The organism is Halomonas sp. A11-A, assembly GCF_003182195.1.
In the GTDB taxonomy this organism is placed as follows: domain Bacteria; phylum Pseudomonadota; class Gammaproteobacteria; order Pseudomonadales; family Halomonadaceae; genus Halomonas; species Halomonas alkalicola.
This window is the reverse complement of sequence record NZ_QGTM01000002.1, coordinates 145,116-161,955: the sequence shown is the minus strand read 5'-3', so window position 1 is coordinate 161,955 and position 16,840 is coordinate 145,116. Positions and strand designations below refer to the sequence as shown.

The 16,840-nt window shown below is 67.2% G+C and carries 14 protein-coding genes and 8 tRNA genes; 4 read left to right on the top strand and 18 right to left on the bottom strand.

Annotation, left to right across the window (positions count from 1 at the left end):
• The 5 genes from DER72_RS02900 to rnr form a co-directional block, all read right to left on the bottom strand.
• Complete coding sequence (locus DER72_RS02900; RefSeq protein WP_110068498.1) at nucleotides 1-852, bottom strand: hypothetical protein; 852 nt, start codon at nucleotides 850-852, stop codon at nucleotides 1-3.
• A 12-nt stretch (nucleotides 853-864) separates the two neighbouring features.
• Complete coding sequence (rpsR, locus tag DER72_RS02895; protein ID WP_075878872.1) at nucleotides 865-1,092, bottom strand: 30S ribosomal protein S18; 228 nt, start codon at nucleotides 1,090-1,092, stop codon at nucleotides 865-867.
• Nucleotides 1,093-1,125: 33 nt separating this feature from the next.
• The gene (gene rpsF, locus DER72_RS02890; protein WP_110068497.1) at nucleotides 1,126-1,518 is read right to left on the bottom strand and encodes a 30S ribosomal protein S6; all 393 of its coding nucleotides are present in this window, start codon (nucleotides 1,516-1,518) and stop codon (nucleotides 1,126-1,128) included.
• Nucleotides 1,519-1,668: 150 nt separating this feature from the next.
• Nucleotides 1,669-2,463 carry a 23S rRNA (guanosine(2251)-2'-O)-methyltransferase RlmB gene (gene rlmB, locus DER72_RS02885; protein WP_181395591.1) on the bottom strand — a complete coding sequence of 265 codons (795 nt, stop codon included), beginning with the start codon at nucleotides 2,461-2,463 and terminating at the stop codon, nucleotides 1,669-1,671.
• Nucleotides 2,464-2,528: 65 nt separating this feature from the next.
• The gene (gene rnr, locus DER72_RS02880) at nucleotides 2,529-4,934 is read right to left on the bottom strand and encodes a ribonuclease R (protein ID WP_110068495.1); all 2,406 of its coding nucleotides are present in this window, start codon (nucleotides 4,932-4,934) and stop codon (nucleotides 2,529-2,531) included.
• Nucleotides 4,935-5,179: 245 nt separating this feature from the next.
• On the opposite strand from rnr, the gene DER72_RS02875 reads away from it, so the two are divergent.
• The 3 genes from DER72_RS02875 (at nucleotide 5,180) to DER72_RS02865 (ending at nucleotide 5,549) form a co-directional block, all read left to right on the top strand.
• Nucleotides 5,180-5,266 (top strand) — tRNA-Leu (locus DER72_RS02875).
• A 69-nt stretch (nucleotides 5,267-5,335) separates the two neighbouring features.
• Nucleotides 5,336-5,422, top strand: a tRNA-Leu gene (locus tag DER72_RS02870).
• Between the two features lie 40 nt (nucleotides 5,423-5,462).
• A tRNA-Leu gene (locus DER72_RS02865) sits at nucleotides 5,463-5,549 on the top strand.
• Between the two features lie 125 nt (nucleotides 5,550-5,674).
• Here the strand turns inward: DER72_RS02865 and DER72_RS02860 are convergent.
• From DER72_RS02860 to DER72_RS02850, 3 genes are all read right to left on the bottom strand, one after another.
• Nucleotides 5,675-6,538: a DNA/RNA non-specific endonuclease gene (locus DER72_RS02860; protein ID WP_110068494.1), complete on the bottom strand. Its 864-nt coding sequence runs from the start codon at nucleotides 6,536-6,538 to the stop codon at nucleotides 5,675-5,677.
• A gap of 97 nt (nucleotides 6,539-6,635) precedes the next feature.
• Nucleotides 6,636-6,911, bottom strand: coding sequence for an Lrp/AsnC family transcriptional regulator (locus DER72_RS02855; protein WP_110068493.1), 276 nt, complete (start codon nucleotides 6,909-6,911; stop codon nucleotides 6,636-6,638).
• Between the two features lie 107 nt (nucleotides 6,912-7,018).
• Nucleotides 7,019-7,486, bottom strand: a complete 468-nt coding sequence (locus DER72_RS02850) for a methylated-DNA--[protein]-cysteine S-methyltransferase (protein ID WP_110068492.1) — start codon at nucleotides 7,484-7,486, stop codon at nucleotides 7,019-7,021.
• Between the two features lie 201 nt (nucleotides 7,487-7,687).
• Between DER72_RS02850 and DER72_RS02845 the strand changes: the two genes are divergently transcribed.
• The gene (locus DER72_RS02845) at nucleotides 7,688-8,002 is read left to right on the top strand and encodes a high-potential iron-sulfur protein (RefSeq protein ID WP_110068491.1); all 315 of its coding nucleotides are present in this window, start codon (nucleotides 7,688-7,690) and stop codon (nucleotides 8,000-8,002) included.
• Nucleotides 8,003-8,104: 102 nt separating this feature from the next.
• Here the strand turns inward: DER72_RS02845 and DER72_RS02840 are convergent, their stop codons facing one another.
• From DER72_RS02840 to DER72_RS02795, 10 genes are all read right to left on the bottom strand, one after another.
• On the bottom strand, nucleotides 8,105-9,655 hold the full coding sequence (locus tag DER72_RS02840; RefSeq protein WP_110068490.1) for a SpoVR family protein: 1,551 nt from the start codon (nucleotides 9,653-9,655) through the stop codon (nucleotides 8,105-8,107).
• Between the two features lie 27 nt (nucleotides 9,656-9,682).
• On the bottom strand, nucleotides 9,683-10,966 hold the full coding sequence (locus DER72_RS02835) for a YeaH/YhbH family protein (protein ID WP_110068489.1): 1,284 nt from the start codon (nucleotides 10,964-10,966) through the stop codon (nucleotides 9,683-9,685).
• 16 nt (nucleotides 10,967-10,982) lie between these two features.
• Nucleotides 10,983-12,905 carry a PrkA family serine protein kinase gene (locus DER72_RS02830; RefSeq protein WP_110068488.1) on the bottom strand — a complete coding sequence of 641 codons (1,923 nt, stop codon included), beginning with the start codon at nucleotides 12,903-12,905 and terminating at the stop codon, nucleotides 10,983-10,985.
• 257 nt (nucleotides 12,906-13,162) lie between these two features.
• Nucleotides 13,163-15,175, bottom strand: a complete 2,013-nt coding sequence (locus DER72_RS02825) for an NADPH-dependent 2,4-dienoyl-CoA reductase (RefSeq protein ID WP_181395590.1) — start codon at nucleotides 15,173-15,175, stop codon at nucleotides 13,163-13,165.
• Nucleotides 15,176-15,398: 223 nt separating this feature from the next.
• A tRNA-Asp gene (locus tag DER72_RS02820) sits at nucleotides 15,399-15,475 on the bottom strand.
• 3 nt (nucleotides 15,476-15,478) lie between these two features.
• A tRNA-Val gene (locus DER72_RS02815) sits at nucleotides 15,479-15,555 on the bottom strand.
• Between the two features lie 52 nt (nucleotides 15,556-15,607).
• Nucleotides 15,608-15,684: transfer RNA gene (locus tag DER72_RS02810), tRNA-Asp, on the bottom strand.
• Nucleotides 15,685-15,711: 27 nt separating this feature from the next.
• Nucleotides 15,712-15,788 (bottom strand) — tRNA-Asp (locus DER72_RS02805).
• A gap of 41 nt (nucleotides 15,789-15,829) precedes the next feature.
• Nucleotides 15,830-15,905, bottom strand: a tRNA-Val gene (locus tag DER72_RS02800).
• A gap of 119 nt (nucleotides 15,906-16,024) precedes the next feature.
• Nucleotides 16,025-16,741, bottom strand: a complete 717-nt coding sequence (locus DER72_RS02795; RefSeq protein WP_258306168.1) for an alpha/beta family hydrolase — start codon at nucleotides 16,739-16,741, stop codon at nucleotides 16,025-16,027.
• Nucleotides 16,742-16,840: the final 99 nt, after the last annotated feature.

Here is a 16,840-nt window from a genome sequence, read left to right as displayed (position 1 = left end):
TCAGTTGCGGCTGGCAATGCGTCCGCGGAAGTCCGCGAAGACGTCGATGAAGGCCAGCAGCAGCACGATCAGAATCATGGGCCAGGTGGTGATCAACAGCACATAGAAGAGGATCAGCCACAGCCCGTTCATCCCTTTCAGTCCGATATAACCATGTACCAGCGCGATGCCGGCGACCAGCAGCGGGATCCACAGCAGCATGCCCAGGGCGGGCAGGCCCAGCACAGCACCCACGACGCCGAGAACGACCAGCACGGCCAGCTCGCGGGGCGTCAGGCGCAGGCCATGGAACTCCTCGCGGAAGCCCCCGGGATTGTAGAGCCCCGCCTGCCAGCTGCGCGCCAGGGCCAGGCAGGCCACGGAGGCGACCAGCACCACGAGCCCCGTGATCCCGCCGATCAGCACCCCGGCCAGCTGCTCGGTGTCGAGCCCCTGGCTGGCCAGCTCGGCGAGCAGGCGCTCCACCTCGGGAGACCCCTGGCGCAGCTGCTCCAGCATGGGGCCGGCACCCCCCGGCGGCAGGAAGACGCCGAGCTGGATCATCCCCGCCCCGACCAGGGCACCGATGATCAGCGACTCGCTCCAGCGCATCCGGGCGCGCAGCACGACCGCCATCAGGGTGACCAGCAGCACGCTGGACAGCGGGATGACGTCGCCCTGGGCCCACCACCAGCCGGCGGGAATCCCGGCCGCGACGATCACCGGCAGCGCCGAGGACAGTCCGCGACGCAGGGTGACCAGGGCCGCGATGGCGGCCCCCAGCCAGAACAGCCACGGAATCAGCGTGGAGAGGGCGGCCCCGCCGGCGGCGTAGGGCGTGCCCCGCATCATCCAGCGGGCAATCGCGAGCATCACGCCAGGCGCTTACTGGTGGCTATCGGTGTAGGGCAGCAGGGCCAGGTAGCGGGCACGCTTGACGGCGGAGGCCAGCTGGCGCTGATAACGGGCCTTGGTACCGGTGATGCGGCTGGGAACGATCTTGCCGGTCTCGGTGATGTAGGCCTTGAGGGTGTCCAGATCCTTGTAGTCGATCTGCTTCACGCCCTCGGCGGTGAAACGGCAGAACTTGCGGCGACGGAAAAAGCGTGCCATGTGAAGACTCCTTCAGACGTGCGGTGGGTGAGATCAGGCGGTTGCGGCGCGGGGCTTCTCGTCGCGGGGCTTCTCGTCACGATCGTCGCGACGCGCGCGCTTCTCTTCCACCGGCTTCATCATCGGGGAAGCCTCGGTGATCGCTTCCTTGCAGCGCACCACCAGGCTGCGAATGATGGCGTCGTTGAAGCGGAAGATGTTCTCGATCTCGTCGAGGGTCTCGCCTTCGCACTCCACGTTCATCAGCACGTAGTGAGCCTTGTGGATCTTGTTGATCGGGTAGGCCAGGTGACGGCGACCCCAATCCTCGAGGCGATGCACGGTGCCGCCGTTCTCGGTGACGAGGCTGGTGTAGCGCTCGACCATGGCGGGAACCTGCTCGCTCTGGTCCGGGTGGACCATGAACACGATTTCGTAGTGACGCATGGGTTCTCCTTGCGGTTTGGCAGCTTCCTCGGGAGGTCTTGGCTCCAGGGAAGCAAGGAGGTGATTCGGAAAAACACGAACGCCCGCTCGATGGACGAACGGGCGCAGGTATTCTAGGGAGTGCGGGGCGATATAGCAAGCGGCGGCGCGTCAGCCACGACGCTGGCGCACCGCCTCGAACAGGCAGATGCCGGCCGCCACCGAGACGTTGAGGCTCGACACGCTGCCGACCATGGGCAGCTTGACCAGCTGGTCGCAGCCCTCCCGGGTGAGGCGGCGCATCCCCTTTCCCTCGGCGCCCATCACCAGGGCGGTGGGGCCGGCAAAGTCGGCTTCAAAGACCAGCGCCTCGGCCTCCCCGGCGGTGCCGGTGATCCACACGCCGAGCTCCTTTAGCCTGCCCAGGGCCCGGGCCAGGTTGGTGACCTGGTAGACCGGCACGCTCTCGGCGGCGCCGCAGGCCACCTTGCGCACCGTGGCATTGAGCGGCGCCGCCTTGTCCTTGGGCACGATCACGCCGTGCACCCCGGCGGCGTCGGCGCTGCGCAGACAGGCCCCGAAGTTGTGCACGTCGGTGACGCCATCCAGCACCAGCAGCAGCGGCGGCTCCTCCCGGGACCAGGCCTCCAGCCGGAACCACAGCTCCGCCTCGCCGGCGAAGACCAGCGGCGTGGTGAAGGCGACGAGGCCCTGGTGGGCCGCCCCCTGGGCCAGCCGGTCCAGGTCGTCGCGAGGGCGGGCCTGGATGCGGGCGCCGCGACCGGCGGCCGCCTCCACCAGCTCGGCGAGGCGGCCGCCGGCGCTACCCTCCTGGACCCACAGCTCCCGGGGCGCTTCGCCGCGCTCGAGCAGGGCCCGCACCGCGTGCACGCCGAACACGGCCTCCAGCCCCCCGGGTGTGCCGGAGTTGCCGCCGACGGGGCGGCGGGATCGCTTCTGTTTCATCGCATTCATCCACGCAGGGAAACGAGCAGGGGCGCCGGCGGCCGCCCCTCACGGACCGGACTCGCTCAGCGGCGCGAGCGTCGGCGGCGACCGCCACCGCGCTTCTTGCCGTCGCCCTCCTCCGCCCGGCCAGCGCCTGCCGCGGCCGGCCCGCCACCGGCCCGGGCCTGCCCCTTGTCCGGGGCCTCATCGCCCTTGCCGCGACGGCGAGGCGCACGCTTGGGGCGAGGCTTGTCGTCGGCCAGGGCGAAGTCGATCTTGCGATCGTTGAGGTCGACCCGGGCCACCTGCACGCTGACGCCATCGCCCAGCCGGTAGCTCATGCCGCTGCGCTCGCCCTTGAGGCGATGCTTCTCCGGCTCGTAGTGGTAGTAGTCGGAGGGAAGCGAGGTGACGTGCACCAGGCCCTCGACATAGACCTCGTCGAGACGCACGAAGATGCCGAACTGGGTGACCGAGGCGATGGTGCCGTCGAAGACCTCGCCCAGCTTGTCGGACATGAACTCGCACTTGAGCCAGTCCTCGACGTCGCGGGTGGCATCGTCGGCGCGGCGCTCGGTCATGGAGCAGTGCTCGCCGAGCTCGAGCATCTGCTCGAAGGTGTAGGGGCACCACTTGCTGGGCGGCTCCACCTTGGCGTCGTCGGCGCGCAGCACCGTGTTGGTCTGGCGCGGGCCGCGGATCACCGAGCGGATGGCGCGGTGCACCAGCAGGTCGGGATAGCGGCGGATCGGCGAGGTGAAGTGGGCGTAGGCCGGATAGGCCAGGCCGAAGTGGCCCTCGTTCTGGGGCGAGTAGACCGCCTGGCTCATGGAGCGCAGCATCACCGTCTGGATGACGTCGGCATCCGGCCGCCCGCGAATCGCCTCGGCCAGGTCACGGTAGTGCTGGGGGGTCGGCTCGTCGCCGCCGCCCACCGAGAGCCCGAGCTCGGCGAGGAACAGCCGCAGCTTGTCGAGGCGCTCCGGCGAGGGGCGCTCGTGGATGCGATAGAGGGCCGGCAGGTCATGCTTGTCGAGGAAGCGCGCCGTGGCCACGTTGGCCGCCAGCATGCACTCCTCGATGATCTTGTGGGCATCGTTGCGGCTGCGCGGCACGATCTTCTCGATCTTGCGCTCGTCGTTGAAGACGATGGCGGTCTCGGTGGTCTCGAAGTCGATGGCGCCGCGGGCCTCGCGGGCCTCGCGCAGCACCCGGTAGAGGGCGTGCAGGTTCTTGAGCGAGGGCACCAGTTCACGGTGCTCTTCCCTCAGCGCATCCCCGGCGGGATCGTCCTCGTCGAGAATCGCCGCCACCTTGTTGTAGGTGAGGCGCGCATGGGACTGGAACACCGCCTCGTAGAAACGGTAGCGACTGATGGTGCCGCTCTGGGAGATGTTCATCTCGCAGACCAGCGCCAGCCGGTCGACGGCCGGGTTGAGCGAGCAGAGGCCGTTGGAGAGCAGCTCCGGCAGCATGGGCACCACCTGCCCCGGGAAGTAGACCGAGTTGCCGCGGCGAATCGCCTCCTGGTCCAGGGCACTGCCCGGACGCACATAGTGGGAGACGTCGGCGATGGCCACCAGCAGCTTCCAGCTGCCGGACTTGGTCTTCCAGGCGCAGACCGCGTCGTCGAAGTCCTTGGCGCTCTCGTCGTCGATGGTGACCAGCGGCACGTCGCGCAGGTCGATGCGGTGGTGCTTGTCCGCATCCACCACCTCGGCGGACATGCCGGCGATCTGGTCGTGGACCTCCGGCGGGAACTCGGCAGGAATCTCGTAGCTGCGGATGGCGATATCGATCTCCATCCCGGGATCCATTCGCTCGCCGAGCACCTCGACCACTTCGCCCACCGGCTGCACCCGGGTCTCGGGCTGCTGGACGATCCTTGCCGAGATCACCTGGCCATCCTTCGCCCCGCCGCAGGCGCTGTGCGGGATGATCACCTCCTGGGTGATGCGGGGGTTCTCCGGGATCAGCACCCCGAACTCGGGCGTGTTCTCGCGGTAGACGCCGACGATGGTCTGGGTGTTGTGGGAGAGTACCTCGGCGATGGTCGCCTCGTCGCGGCCACGGCGGTCGCGACCGCTGATGCGCGCCAGCACGTAGTCGCCGTGAAAGACCCGGCGCATCTGCCGGGGCGGCAGCACCAGGTCGGGCTTCTTGCCATCCTCGCGGATCAGGAAGCCGAAGCCGTCGCGGTGGCCGAGCACCTTACCGCGGATCAGGTCGAGCTTGTCGATCAGCGCATAGGCACCGGCGCGGTTGCGCAGCACCTGGCCATCACGCTCCATGGCGGCCAGGCGGCGGCGGACCGCCTCCTCGAGGTCCTCGTCATCGAGGCCCAGCAGGCGGCTCATCTTCTCGTGGGTGATCGGCTTGCCATACTCCTCGAGCCGGGCGAGCAGGTACTCGCGGCTGGGAGCAGGATTGTCGTACTTGTGGGCCTCGCGGCTGGCGTGCGGGTCGTCGCTGAGCGTCCAGTGGGTCATGCGGAGAGCATCCTTGGCAGGGTCGGGGACGGCAGGAAGGAGAAGGCGCACGAGCGCCGCGGGCATGGAATCTTGCTGATAGGGTCTATTGTCATGGCCGCAGTATAGCGCTGCGGGCGCCACCACCCAACCTCGGCATGCCGCCAGGCCCCGGCACGGTGGCGAAAGGCGTCGCGAAAAAAACCCGCGAAGCGCTCCCGGCCCTCTTGCAATGGCGATGGAATCGGGTAACATACGCGTCGCTTGCCCAGATGGCGGAATTGGTAGACGCGCTAGCTTCAGGTGCTAGTGTCCGTAAGGACGTGGAGGTTCAAGTCCTCTTCTGGGCACCATCGCTCCCTCGGGATCGATGATCGGGAGTCCGCTCCCCTGCTCTTTATCAGCTCGACTCGCTCGTGTTCGCCCAGGTGGCGGAATTGGTAGACGCGCTAGCTTCAGGTGCTAGTGTCCGTAAGGACGTGGAGGTTCAAGTCCTCTCCTGGGCACCATCCTTCGGGAAACCCGCGAACACGACGAGATGCATGATGCGCCCAGGTGGCGGAATTGGTAGACGCGCTAGCTTCAGGTGCTAGTATCCTTACGGATGTGGAGGTTCAAGTCCTCTCCTGGGCACCACTTCATATCGCTTCATGCCGACTGATCCAGACAAGAGCACCCAGCAGGAGCATCCCTGCAAGACCAGCACAGGAAGCCGCGACCGAGATCGCGGCTTTTTGTGCCTGTCCGCTACGCCCGCCCCGTCAGAAGCGACCCGGCCGGCGCGCCACCTCCTCCAGGGCCCAGCCGCGGGTCACCACCTCCCCCTCCAGCGCCTCGGCGACCGGTTCGGGCAGGTTGGGAAAGAAGTTGAGCCCGGTACGCGCCTCGATCTCGTCCACGCTCACCAGGTAGTCGTCCAGCGGCTCATCCCCACGCACCTCCTGGGGCATGATGAAGGCCAGCACGCGCGGCTCCTCCCCCGGCACAGCAATGATCTTGTAGAAGGCCTCGGGAATCTCCACGAAGCCCACCCGGTTGAGCACGTTGTCGAGAAAGCGCTCCGGAAAGACCGGCCCGGTGATTACCTGCACCTCGCCGAAGCGCGGCACGAAGTGGTCGATCACCACCTCCTCCAGGCGCTGCCACAGCCGCCGATTGAGATCCGGACGCTGAGGCGACATGTTGCTCATGGTGAAGGTGTCGCGCTGGGCATCCGGCCCGTGCACCACGGCGATGGCATAGTTGGGCGCCATATGGCCGCGGTCGTAGCCGCTGCCGGCGTAGTGGTCGGTACCGATCGGCCAGAGGGTGCGCCAGTCGCGCTGAAAGTTCGGCCGCGGCCCCGCCGCGGGGTCATCGACGGCATACAGGCGATAGCTGACCCACAGCGGATTGACCCGCACATCGGACCAGCCCACCAGAAACCCCTCGTTGCGCAGCACCCGATGCAGGCTTGCGGGCGTGGGGCTCTGCCACTCGGGCACCCCCATCCAGACCAGCTGGTCGCGGACCTGGCGCTCCTGGCCATACCAGAGGCCGGAGGTGACCAGCACGAAGACCAGGGTGATACCGAAGCGGCGCACCTGGCGGCGCCAGCGCGGGACGGGGGAACGACGACGACTCATCCTTGAAACGGCTTCCAGCGACAGATGACGGGAGGGGAGGCAGGCCGACCCGAGGCCACCCGCCCCGGGGGCTGACTCGACAGGCGACTCTCGCGGGCTACCAGCCCAGCGAGAACATGGTCTCCAGGTCGTGGCGGGAGTGCACCTGCATGGCGTTGAGGGTCTCGGTGTCGCGGATACCCTCCACGGCGTTGAGCCGCTCGGTGACCAGCTCCGCCAGGCTCTCGAAGTCGCGGGTCCGGGCGATGGCGACCAGGTCATAGCGCCCGCAGGTGGAGTAGACCTCGCTGATCCCCTCCACGTCGGCCAGGCGCTCGGCCACGGCCTTGACCTGGCCCTTCTCGGCATTGATCAGGATCACGGCATTCTGCATCGGGCACTCTCCCTGCGAAGGCCCCGCGGGGCCTGGTGGTTGTCCGGCCGGCGGCGACCGGCGATGGCGCGAGTATAGCAGCGCCGGCAGCCCGGCAGAATCGCGGCTCAGCCGGGAAGGCTGCCCTCCAGCTCGAGAAGCCGACGCTTGAGCGCCAGGCCACCGCTGTAGCCGCCCAGCCCGTCGGCGGCTACCACCCGGTGGCAGGGAATCAGCAGCGGCAGCGGATTGGCGCCGTTGGCGGTGCCGATGGCCCGCGCTGCCCCCTCGCGGCCGAGCCGGCGCGCCAGCTCGCCGTAGGTGCGTGTCTCGCCCCAGGGGATGCGCAGCAGCGCCGACCACACCTCACGCTGGAAGTCGCTGCCGCCGGGCGACAGGGGCAGGCTGAAGCCATGGCGCCGCCCCTCCAGGTAGGCGAGCAGCTGGTCTCGGGCCTCGGCCAGGGCGTCATCGTCCCGGCGAGCCGCCTCCGGGTCGGGCTGCCCCTCCGCGGCCAGGGTGAGCCGGCACAGCCCCTCGGGCTCAGCGCACAGCAGGATCTCGCCAAGGGGGGAGGTAAAACGGGTAAAGATCATCGGTCCTCCTGGACTCCCGTCTGCCACGCGACAGATTGCCGCACGGCCAATGGCTGGTTCGCATCGCTACAGGCACTCTACTACCATAGAGCAGCGAACTCCCCGGGGCAGCCCCTGTCGGAGCAAGAGGTGGCTCACCACCCTGCGCAAGAGAAAGAAGAACAGGAAGCTTTCCTGCAACCGTGACGAAAAGGAGATCCCATGGCCAACCATAGCCGTCGTGACTTCATGCGCAACAGCCTGCTGGGCCTCGCCGCCCTGCCGCTGGGCGCCGGCATCCTCTCCAAGACCGCCTTCGCCGACACCCTGCCGCGCCTCGATCCGGAAAGCGACCAGGCCCAGGCCCTGAACTACGTCGAAGTCGCCGAGGACGCCGCCGATCACCCGGCCTACGAGGACGGCGAGGTGTGCGACAACTGCATGTTCTGGCAGGCCGACAGCGAAGGCTGCCAGCTGTTCCCGCAGAACAGCGTCGAGCCCAAGGGGTGGTGTCAGTCCTGGACCGCCCAGGCCTGAGCCCCCGGGCGGCCATCCCCGCGCCGCCCCTGCACACGAAACCCGCGCCTCGGCGCGGGTTTCGTCGTTTCAGACCCTGTCGCTCAAGGGATGGCGCCGACCTCAGGCCCTGGCCGCCTCGTCAGGCAGCGGCCATTGATAGCGCCGCACCACCTCATCTCCCTCCATCGACTCCAGCGTGACCGGAAAGCCCCACAGCTGGTGCAGGTGGCGGATCACCGGATAGACGCTGCGCGCCAGGGGGCGACGGCTGTCCTGGACGTGGCGCAGGGTCAGCGAACGATCGCCGCGGATATTCGCCGAGTAGACCTGGATATTGGGCTCGCGCAGCGACAGGGCGTACTGGGTGGCCAGCGCCTCCCGGACCCGCCGGTAGCCGCGCTCGTCATGGATGGCGCTGACCTCCAGCATCTCCTCCTGGTCGTCGTCCACCACCATGAACAGCTTGAGGTCGCGGATCACCTTGGGCGACAGGAACTGCTGGATGAAGGATTCATCCTTGAAGTTCTTCATGGCGAACTCCAGGGTCTCCCGCCAGTCGCTGCCGGCGATATCCGGAAACCACTGGCGATCCTCCTCCGTCGGGGCCTCGCACAGGCGCCTGAGGTCGCTGAAGATGGCGAAACCCAGCGCATAGGGATTGATCCCGCTGTACCAGGGGCTGTCGAAGGCGGGCTGATGCACCACCGCCGTATGGGACTGCAGGAACTCGAGCATCAGCCCCTCGTCGACCAGCCCCTCCTCATAGAGACGGTTCATCAGGGTGTAGTGCCAGAAGGTCGCCCAGCCCTCGTTCATCACCTGGGTCTGGCGCTGGGGGTAGAAGTACTGGGCCAGCTTGCGCACGATACGCACCACCTCGCGCTGCCAGGGCGCCAGCAGCGGCGCATTCTTCTCGATGAAGTAGAGCAGGTTCTCCTGGGGCTCGGCGGGGTAGCGCCCGCCCGCGTGCAACCCCAGCGGGTCCTCCTCGTCGTGATCGCCGGCCAGCACATCCGCGGGCGCCCGCCCGGGGATGGTGCTCCACAGGGTGTTGACCTGGGACTGCAGGTACGCCTCACGCTCCTTCTGGCGGCGCGACTCCTCGGCAGCGGAGATCGGCGAGGGGCGCTTGTAGCGGTCGACGCCGTAGTTCTGCAGGGCGTGACAGGCATCCAGCAGCTGCTCCACCGCGGCCACGCCGTGGCGCTCCTCGCATTCGGCCACGTACTGTCGAGCGAACATCAGGTAGTCGATGATCGAGCCGGCATCGGTCCAGGTGCGAAACAGGTAGTTGCCCTTGAAGAAGGAGTTGTGACCGTAGCAGGCGTGGGCCATCACCAGCACCTGCATCATCAGGGTGTTCTCCTCCATCAGGTAGGCGATGCAGGGGTCGGAGTTGATCACCAGCTCGTAGGCCAGGCCCATCTGGCCACGCCGATAGGCCTGCTCCACCGCCAGGAACTGCTTGCCGAAGGACCAATGGTGATAGCCCACCGGCATGCCGACGCTGGCATAGGCGTCCATCATCTGCTCGGTGGTGATCACCTCGATCTGGTTGGGATAGGTGTCGAGACGATACTCATCGGCCAGCCGGGCGATCTCGCGTTCGAAGTCGGTCAGGGTCTCGAAGTTCCAGTCGGAGCCGGTGGCAATGGGCTTGCGTCGTGTCATGGTCCCTCCTCGGCGCCGCGTCGGCGCTCAGCCGCCAGCGGCGCGCCGCTTGAACAGCTCGCGAAACACCGGATAGATGTCCCCGGCCTCGACGATCTGGCGCATGGCGAAGCGCGACGGAAACTCGGCGGCCACCGTCTCGTACTCCTCCCATAGCGCCTGGTGGGCATGGGGGGTGATCTCCACGTAGGTGTAGTACTGCAGACGCGGCATCAGGCGCTTCAGCAGCAGGTCGCGGCAGGCGACGGAGTCGTCGTCCCAGTTGTCACCGTCCGAGGCCTGGGCCACGTAGAGGTTCCACTGGCCGGGGGGATAGCGCTTGGCGATGATCTCGTCGACCAGGGTCAGGGCGCTGGAGACGATGGTGCCGCCGGTTTCCCGGGAGTAGAAGAACTCCTCCTCGTCCACCTCCTTGGCGGCCGTGTGATGACGCACGAAAACCAGCTCGACCTTCTCGTAGCTGCGCTCCAGGAACAGGTAGAGCAGCAGGAAGAAGCGCTTGGCGATGTCCTTGTGGGCCTGGGTCATGGAGCCCGAGACGTCCATGATGCAGAACATCACCGCCTTGCTGGAGGGCATCGGCTGGTTGACCAGGTTGTTGTAGCGCAGGTCGAAGGTATCGATGAAGGGCACCGCCTCGAGGCGCTTCTCCAGGCGCTCGATCTCCACCTTGAGCTCGGCAATGCGCGCCGGGTTGCGCAGCACCGGGTCCTTGCTCTCCTCGACCTCCAGGGCCTCGCGCGCCTCGCGCAGGGCGCGGCGGATGGGCGCCCGCATGGCAATGCGTCGCGCCTGAGCCTCGCGCATGGAGCGCACGATATTGATCCGTGCCGGCACCCCCTCCTTCGACACCCCCGCCCGCACCGGCCTCACCTCGTCGAGGTCCACCAGCGCCTTGCGCTCCAGGTGGGGCAGCTCGAGGCCGTCGAAGACGAAGTCGAGGAACTCCTCGCGGGAGAGGGTGAAGGCGAACTCGTCCATGCCCTCGCCCTGGTCGGAGGCGCTGCCCTCCCCGGCCCCGCCACCGCCCCCGCCGCCGGGGCGACGCAGGCGGTCGCCCTCGACGAATTCGCGGTTGCCGGGCGCCACGATACTGCGCCTGCCCCCCGGGCCATGCTGGAACACCGGCTCGGAGATATCCCGGCTCGGGATCGACACCTTCTCGCCGCGCTCCATATCGGTGATGGAGCGGCGGTTCACCGCCTCCTCCACGGAGCGCTTGATATGGGTGCGATAGCGGTCGAGGAAGCGCTGCCGGTTGACCGCGCTCTTGTGCTTGGCATTGGCCCGTCGATCGATGAAATAGGTCATGGAAGACCTCCTCGGCCTACTGCGACTTGCGCACCCGCAGGTACCACTCGGAGAGCAGGCGCACCTGCTTCTCGGTGTAGCCCCGATCCACCATCCTGGCCACGAAGTCCTCGTGCTTCTTCTGGTCCGCCTGAGAGGCCTTGGCGTTGAAGGAGATCACCGGCAGCAGCTCCTCGGTGTTGGCGAACATCTTCTGCTCGATCACCCCGCGCAGCTTCTCGTAGGACTGCCAGCTCGGGTTCATGCCGTTGTTCTGGGCCCGGGCCCGCAGCACGAAGTTGACCACCTCGTGGCGGAAGTCCTTGGGATTGGAGATGCCGGCCGGCTTCTCGATCTTCTCCAGCTCCTCGTTGAGGGACTGGCGATTGAACAGCTCGCCGGTCTCCGGGTCGCGGTACTCCTGGTCCTGGATCCAGAAGTCGGCGTAGGTGACGTAGCGGTCGAAGATGTTCTGACCGTACTCGGAGTAGGACTCCAGGTAGGCCGTCTGGATCTCCTTGCCGATGAAGTCGACGTAGCGCGGCGCCAGGTACTCCTTGATGTAGCGCAGGTAGCGCTCGAAGGTCTCGCGGGGCAGCTGCTCCTGCTCCAGGCGCTTCTCCAGCACGTAGAGCAGGTGCACCGGGTTGGCCGCCACCTCGTGGCTGTCGAAGTTGAACACCTTGGAGAGGATCTTGAAGGCGAAGCGGGTGGAGAGCCCGTCCATGCCCTCGTCGACCCCGGCGGTATCGCGATACTCCTGGATCGACTTGGCCTTGGGGTCGGTGTCCTTGAGGTTCTCGCCATCATAGACGCGCATCTTCGAGTAGACGCTGGAGTTCTCCGGCTCCTTGAGCCGCGAGAGCACCGTGAACTGGGCCAGCATGCGCAGGGTATCCGGGGCGCAGGGCGCCTGGCTGAGCGAGGAGTGCTCGAGCAGCTTCTGGTAGATCTTGACCTCCTCGGAGGCGCGCAGGCAGTAGGGCACCTTGACGATATAGACGCGGTCGAGGAAGGCCTCGTTGTTGCGGTTGTTGCGGAACGCCTGCCATTCGCTCTCGTTGGAGTGCGCCAGCACGATGCCCTCGAAGGGGATCGCCCCCATGCCCTCGGTAGGGTTGTAGTTGCCCTCCTGGGTGGCGGTCAGCAGCGGATGCAGCACCTTGATCGGCGCCTTGAACATCTCGACGAACTCCATCAGGCCCTGGTTGGCGCGACACAGCCCCCCTGAGAAGCTGTAGGCGTCGGGGTCGTCCTGGGAGTACATCTCCAGCTGACGGATATCCACCTTGCCCACCAGCGAGGAGATGTCCTGGTTGTTCTCGTCGCCGGGCTCGGTCTTGGAGATGGCGATCTGGTTGAGGCGCGAGGGGTAGAGGCGCACCACCCGGAACTGGGAGATGTCGCCGCCGTACTCCTTGAGGCGCTTGGCGGCCCAGGGCGACATCACGCTCTTCAGGTAGCGCCGCGGAATGCCGAACTCCTTCTCGAGCAGCTCGCCATCCTCCTCGGGGGAGAACAGGCCCAGCGGCGATTCATAGACCGGCGAGCCCTTGATGGCGTAGAAGGGCACCTTCTCCATCAGCAGCTTGAGGCGCTCGGCCAGCGACGACTTGCCGCCCCCCACGGGGCCCAGCAGGTAGAGGATCTGCTTGCGCTCCTCGAGGCCCTGGGCGGCGTGGCGGAAGAACGACACGATCTGCTCGATCGCCTCCTCCATGCCGTAGAACTCCGAGAACGACGGGTAGCGGCGGATGACCTTGTTGGAGAAGATCCGCGACAGCCGTGGATCCCTGGCGGTATCGATCACCTCGGGCTCGCCGATGGCCTCGAGCATCCGCTCGGCGGCAGATGCGTAGGCCGATGGCTCCCGTCGACAGAGTTCCAGGTACTCCTGCAGGGTCAGCTCCTCCTGCTGGACGCGCTCGTAACGGTTCTGCACATGGTCGAAGATGCTCATCGATGCCTCCTTAAAGCCCGATGATTCGGCGCCTGGTTCGTCAGGGGCGCCCCGGGTCGTGGCAATCACAGCGTAGGACAGTCCGGCACAGCATTAGCGGACATCGAATCAACGCTGGACCTTATCCCCTAAGAGCCTGTGGACGACCAAGGGTTCGTTGGCAGGGAGGCAGTTTTGCCAACGCAAGACGGCGAGGGCCCGCCGAGACGGCTCGGCGGGCCCTGGAGGGAGGCGCGAAGCGCCCGGGGCTAGAGGGACTAGAGGGCAGCCGACACCCGGGTGCCCTGATCGATGGCACGCTTGGCATCCAGCTCGGCGGCCTCCTCGGCGCCGCCGATCAGGTGCACCTCGATGCCCGACGCCTGCAGCGGGTCGAGCAGCTCGCGCACCGACTCCTGACCGGCACAGACCACCACGCTGTCCACCGCCAGCAGGCGGACCTCGCCCGCCTGACGGACATGCAGGCCGTCATCGTCGATACCCAGGTACTCGCAGCCGGCCAGCGTCTCGACGCCGCGATGCTTGAGCGAGGCGCGATGCACCCAGCCGGTGGTCTTGCCTAGGCCGCGGCCGGGCTTGGAGGCTTTGCGCTGCAGCAGGAAGACCTGGCGTGGCACCTCGGGGCGGCGCGGCGCCTTGAGCCCGCCCGGCATGGCGACCGAGAGATCCACGCCCCACTCGTCGCACCAGGCCTCGCGGTCCAGCGACGAGGACGCGCCCTGGGTGAGCAGCTCCGCCACATCGAAGCCGATCCCGCCGGCGCCGATGATCGCCACCCGCCGCCCGACCCGCTCCGGGTGCAGGATCGCCGTGGGATAACCCATCACCTTGGGGTGGTCACTGCCGGGAAGCGCCAGGGCGCGCGGGCGCACCCCGCTGGCCAGCACCACCGCATCGAAGTCGCGCAGCGCCTGGAGGTCCGCCTCGCAGCTGAGGCGCACCTGCACCCGGTGCCTGTCGAGCATCACCCGGAAGTAGCGCAGGGTCTCGTCGAACTCCTCCTTGCCGGGGATACGGCGCGCGTAGTTGAACTGCCCGCCCAGCTCGGAACCGCGCTCGAACAGGGTCACCGCATGGCCACGCTGAGCGGCGGTCACTGCGGCCGCCAGCCCCGCCGGACCGCCCCCCACCACGGCGATGCGCCGCGGCGCGCGGGAGGGCTCGATCACGAGCTCGGTCTCGTGGCCGGCGCGCGGATTGACCAGGCAGGAGGTCGCCTTGCCCTCGAAGGTATGGTCCAGGCAGGCCTGGTTGCAGGCGATGCAGGTGTTGATCTCCTCGGCCCGGCCCTCGGCGGCCTTGGTGACCCAGGCCGGGTCGGCCAGGAATGGGCGCGCCATGGAGACCATGTCCGCATGACCCTCGGCCAGCACCCGCTCGGCCACCTCCGGCATGTTGATGCGGTTAGTGGTGATCAGCGGCACCGAGAGCTCGGCCTTCAGCCGGCGGGTCACCTCGGTGAAGGCCGCCCGCGGCACGCTGGTGACGATGGTCGGCACCCGCGCCTCGTGCCAGCCGATACCGGTATTGATCAGGCTGGCGCCGGCGGCCTCGATGGCGCGCCCCAGGGCCACCACCTCCTCATGGGTGCTGCCCTCCTCCACCAGGTCGATCATGGAGAGGCGGAAGATGATCAGGAAATCGTCGCCCACCGCCGCGCGCATGCGCCGCACGATCTCCACCGGGAAGCGGATGCGATTCTCGAAGGCCCCGCCCCAGGCATCATCGCGCCGGTTGGTGCGCCGGCAGACGAACTGGTTGATCAGGTAGCCCTCGGAGCCCATCACCTCCACGCCGTCGTAGCCGGCCTGCTGCGCCAGGCTGGCACAGCGCACATAGTCGGCGATCTGCTGCTCCACCTCGTCGGCGGAGAGCTCCCGAGGCGTGAAGGGGTTGATGGGCGCCTGGATCGCCGAGGGGGCCACCAGCTCCGGCGAATAGGCGTAGCGCCCGGCATGCAGGATCTGCAGGCAGAGACGCCCGCCCTCGGCGTGAACCGCCTCCACCAGGCGGCGATGATCGGGCAGCTGCGCCTCCCGCTCCAGGGTGGCGGCGCCCTGGAAGACGGCACCCTCGGGGTTGGGGGCGATGCCGCCGGTGACGATCAGCGCCACCCCCTCCCGGGCCCGCTCGGCATAGAAGGCGGCCAGGCGCTCGAAGCCGCCGGGTGCCTCCTCCAGGTTGGTATGCATGGAGCCCATCAGCACCCGATTGGGCAGCGTCAGGTGGCCCAGCGTCAGGGGACGGAAGAGATGAGGGTAGGCAGTCACGGCATGCTCCTTGTTCTTGATCCAAATTCAAACAACTGTATGACAGCGGGCGCGAAGGCGCAAAGCCCGATGCAGGAAACGGCAGAGGAACAAGGGGGCAGGAACGAGCGACGGGGGCAGAAACGAGGGAGGAGGCAGAAACGACGAAGCCCCGAGCGGCTGGGCTCGGGGCTTCGAGAAGTCGTGTGCATGAACATGCACGGGCAGAAACACTTGCAGCAGTTGGCGGACCGGACGGGACTCGAACCCGCGACCTCCGGCGTGACAGGCCGGCATTCTAACCAACTGAACTACCGGTCCGCGTGGTGGGTGATACCGGATTCGAACCAGTGACCCCCAGCATGTGAGGCTGGTGCTCTAACCAACTGAGCTAATCACCCACGTGAACTGCAAAGCGTGCTGCAACTTTCTACTGCTGTCAGGCCATCATCGTGGCGGACCGGACGGGACTCGAACCCGCGACCTCCGGCGTGACAGGCCGGCATTCTAACCAACTGAACTACCGGTCCGCAAGATGACACCTGGCGAAAACACGTTGGCGGACCGGACGGGACTCGAACCCGCGACCTCCGGCGTGACAGGCCGGCATTCTAACCAACTGAACTACCGGTCCGCTGCGTGCTTTCTGCGTGATCCACGACCGCCCGAGGGCAATGGTGGGTGGTACAGGGTTCGAACCTGTGACCCCCAGCTTGTAAGGCTGGTGCTCTCCCAGCTGAGCTAACCACCCCTGGTCACGTGGCGCTGAATTCTACAGGGGTGCCGGCCAATGTCAACGCTTTTTGCCCACCCCCTCGGCAACCACCATTTGCCGGCATTTCATCGACTTGCCCCTCGACAAGCCCAAGGTCAGGCGTGCTCGGCCATGAACCCGGCGATCGCCTCGGCGGCCTCGTCGATCAGCGATACCTGGGTACGCCCGCTGGCGCGCCGCGGCTGCCAGTCGTGGTCGCCATCCTCGAGCAAGTGGACCCGGGCACCACCCAGGTCGTAGCCGGCGATCTCGTCGCGGTTGCCGAAGGGGTCGCGGCTGCCCTGCACTACCAGGGTGGGAGAGGCAATCAGCGGCCAGTGGGCGAGACGCAGCGACTCGGGCTTGCGCGGCGGATGGAAGGGGTAGCCGCACAGGATCAACCCCGGGGCACCATCGCGGGCCGCCAGCAGGCTCGCCACGCGGCCGCCCATGGACTTGCCGCCGAGCCACAGCGGGGGAAGCGCATGGTGTGTCAGAATGTCGCACCAGCGGGCCAGCTCTTCCACCAGGCGCTCGACCCGCGGGGGTGGTCGACGGCGCGCCTCACGGCGCATCTGCTGCAGGTAGGCGAACTCGATGGCCAGGGTCTGGACCCCGCGCTCGGCCAGGGCATCGCGGAGGCGTTCCAGAAACGTGGAATCCTGGCCGGCGCCCGCGCCATGGGCCATCAGCAGGCGTCCGACACGGGCCTCGCCGCGCACTTCCAGAGGGCCCTCGGGCAACTGCCAGCGGCCACGCTCCCCCTCGAGCAGGCGCTCGCGACAGAGGGCCGAGGTAATGGGCTCGTAATCCTGAGCGGCATAATGTGACAAGGGATCTCCCCGTGAGTTCTCCGACTACACCGATTGGCGTGTTCAGGATTGAGGCGGGCTACGCTAGAATCCCGACCGTCTTGACCTGCATCATTTCTT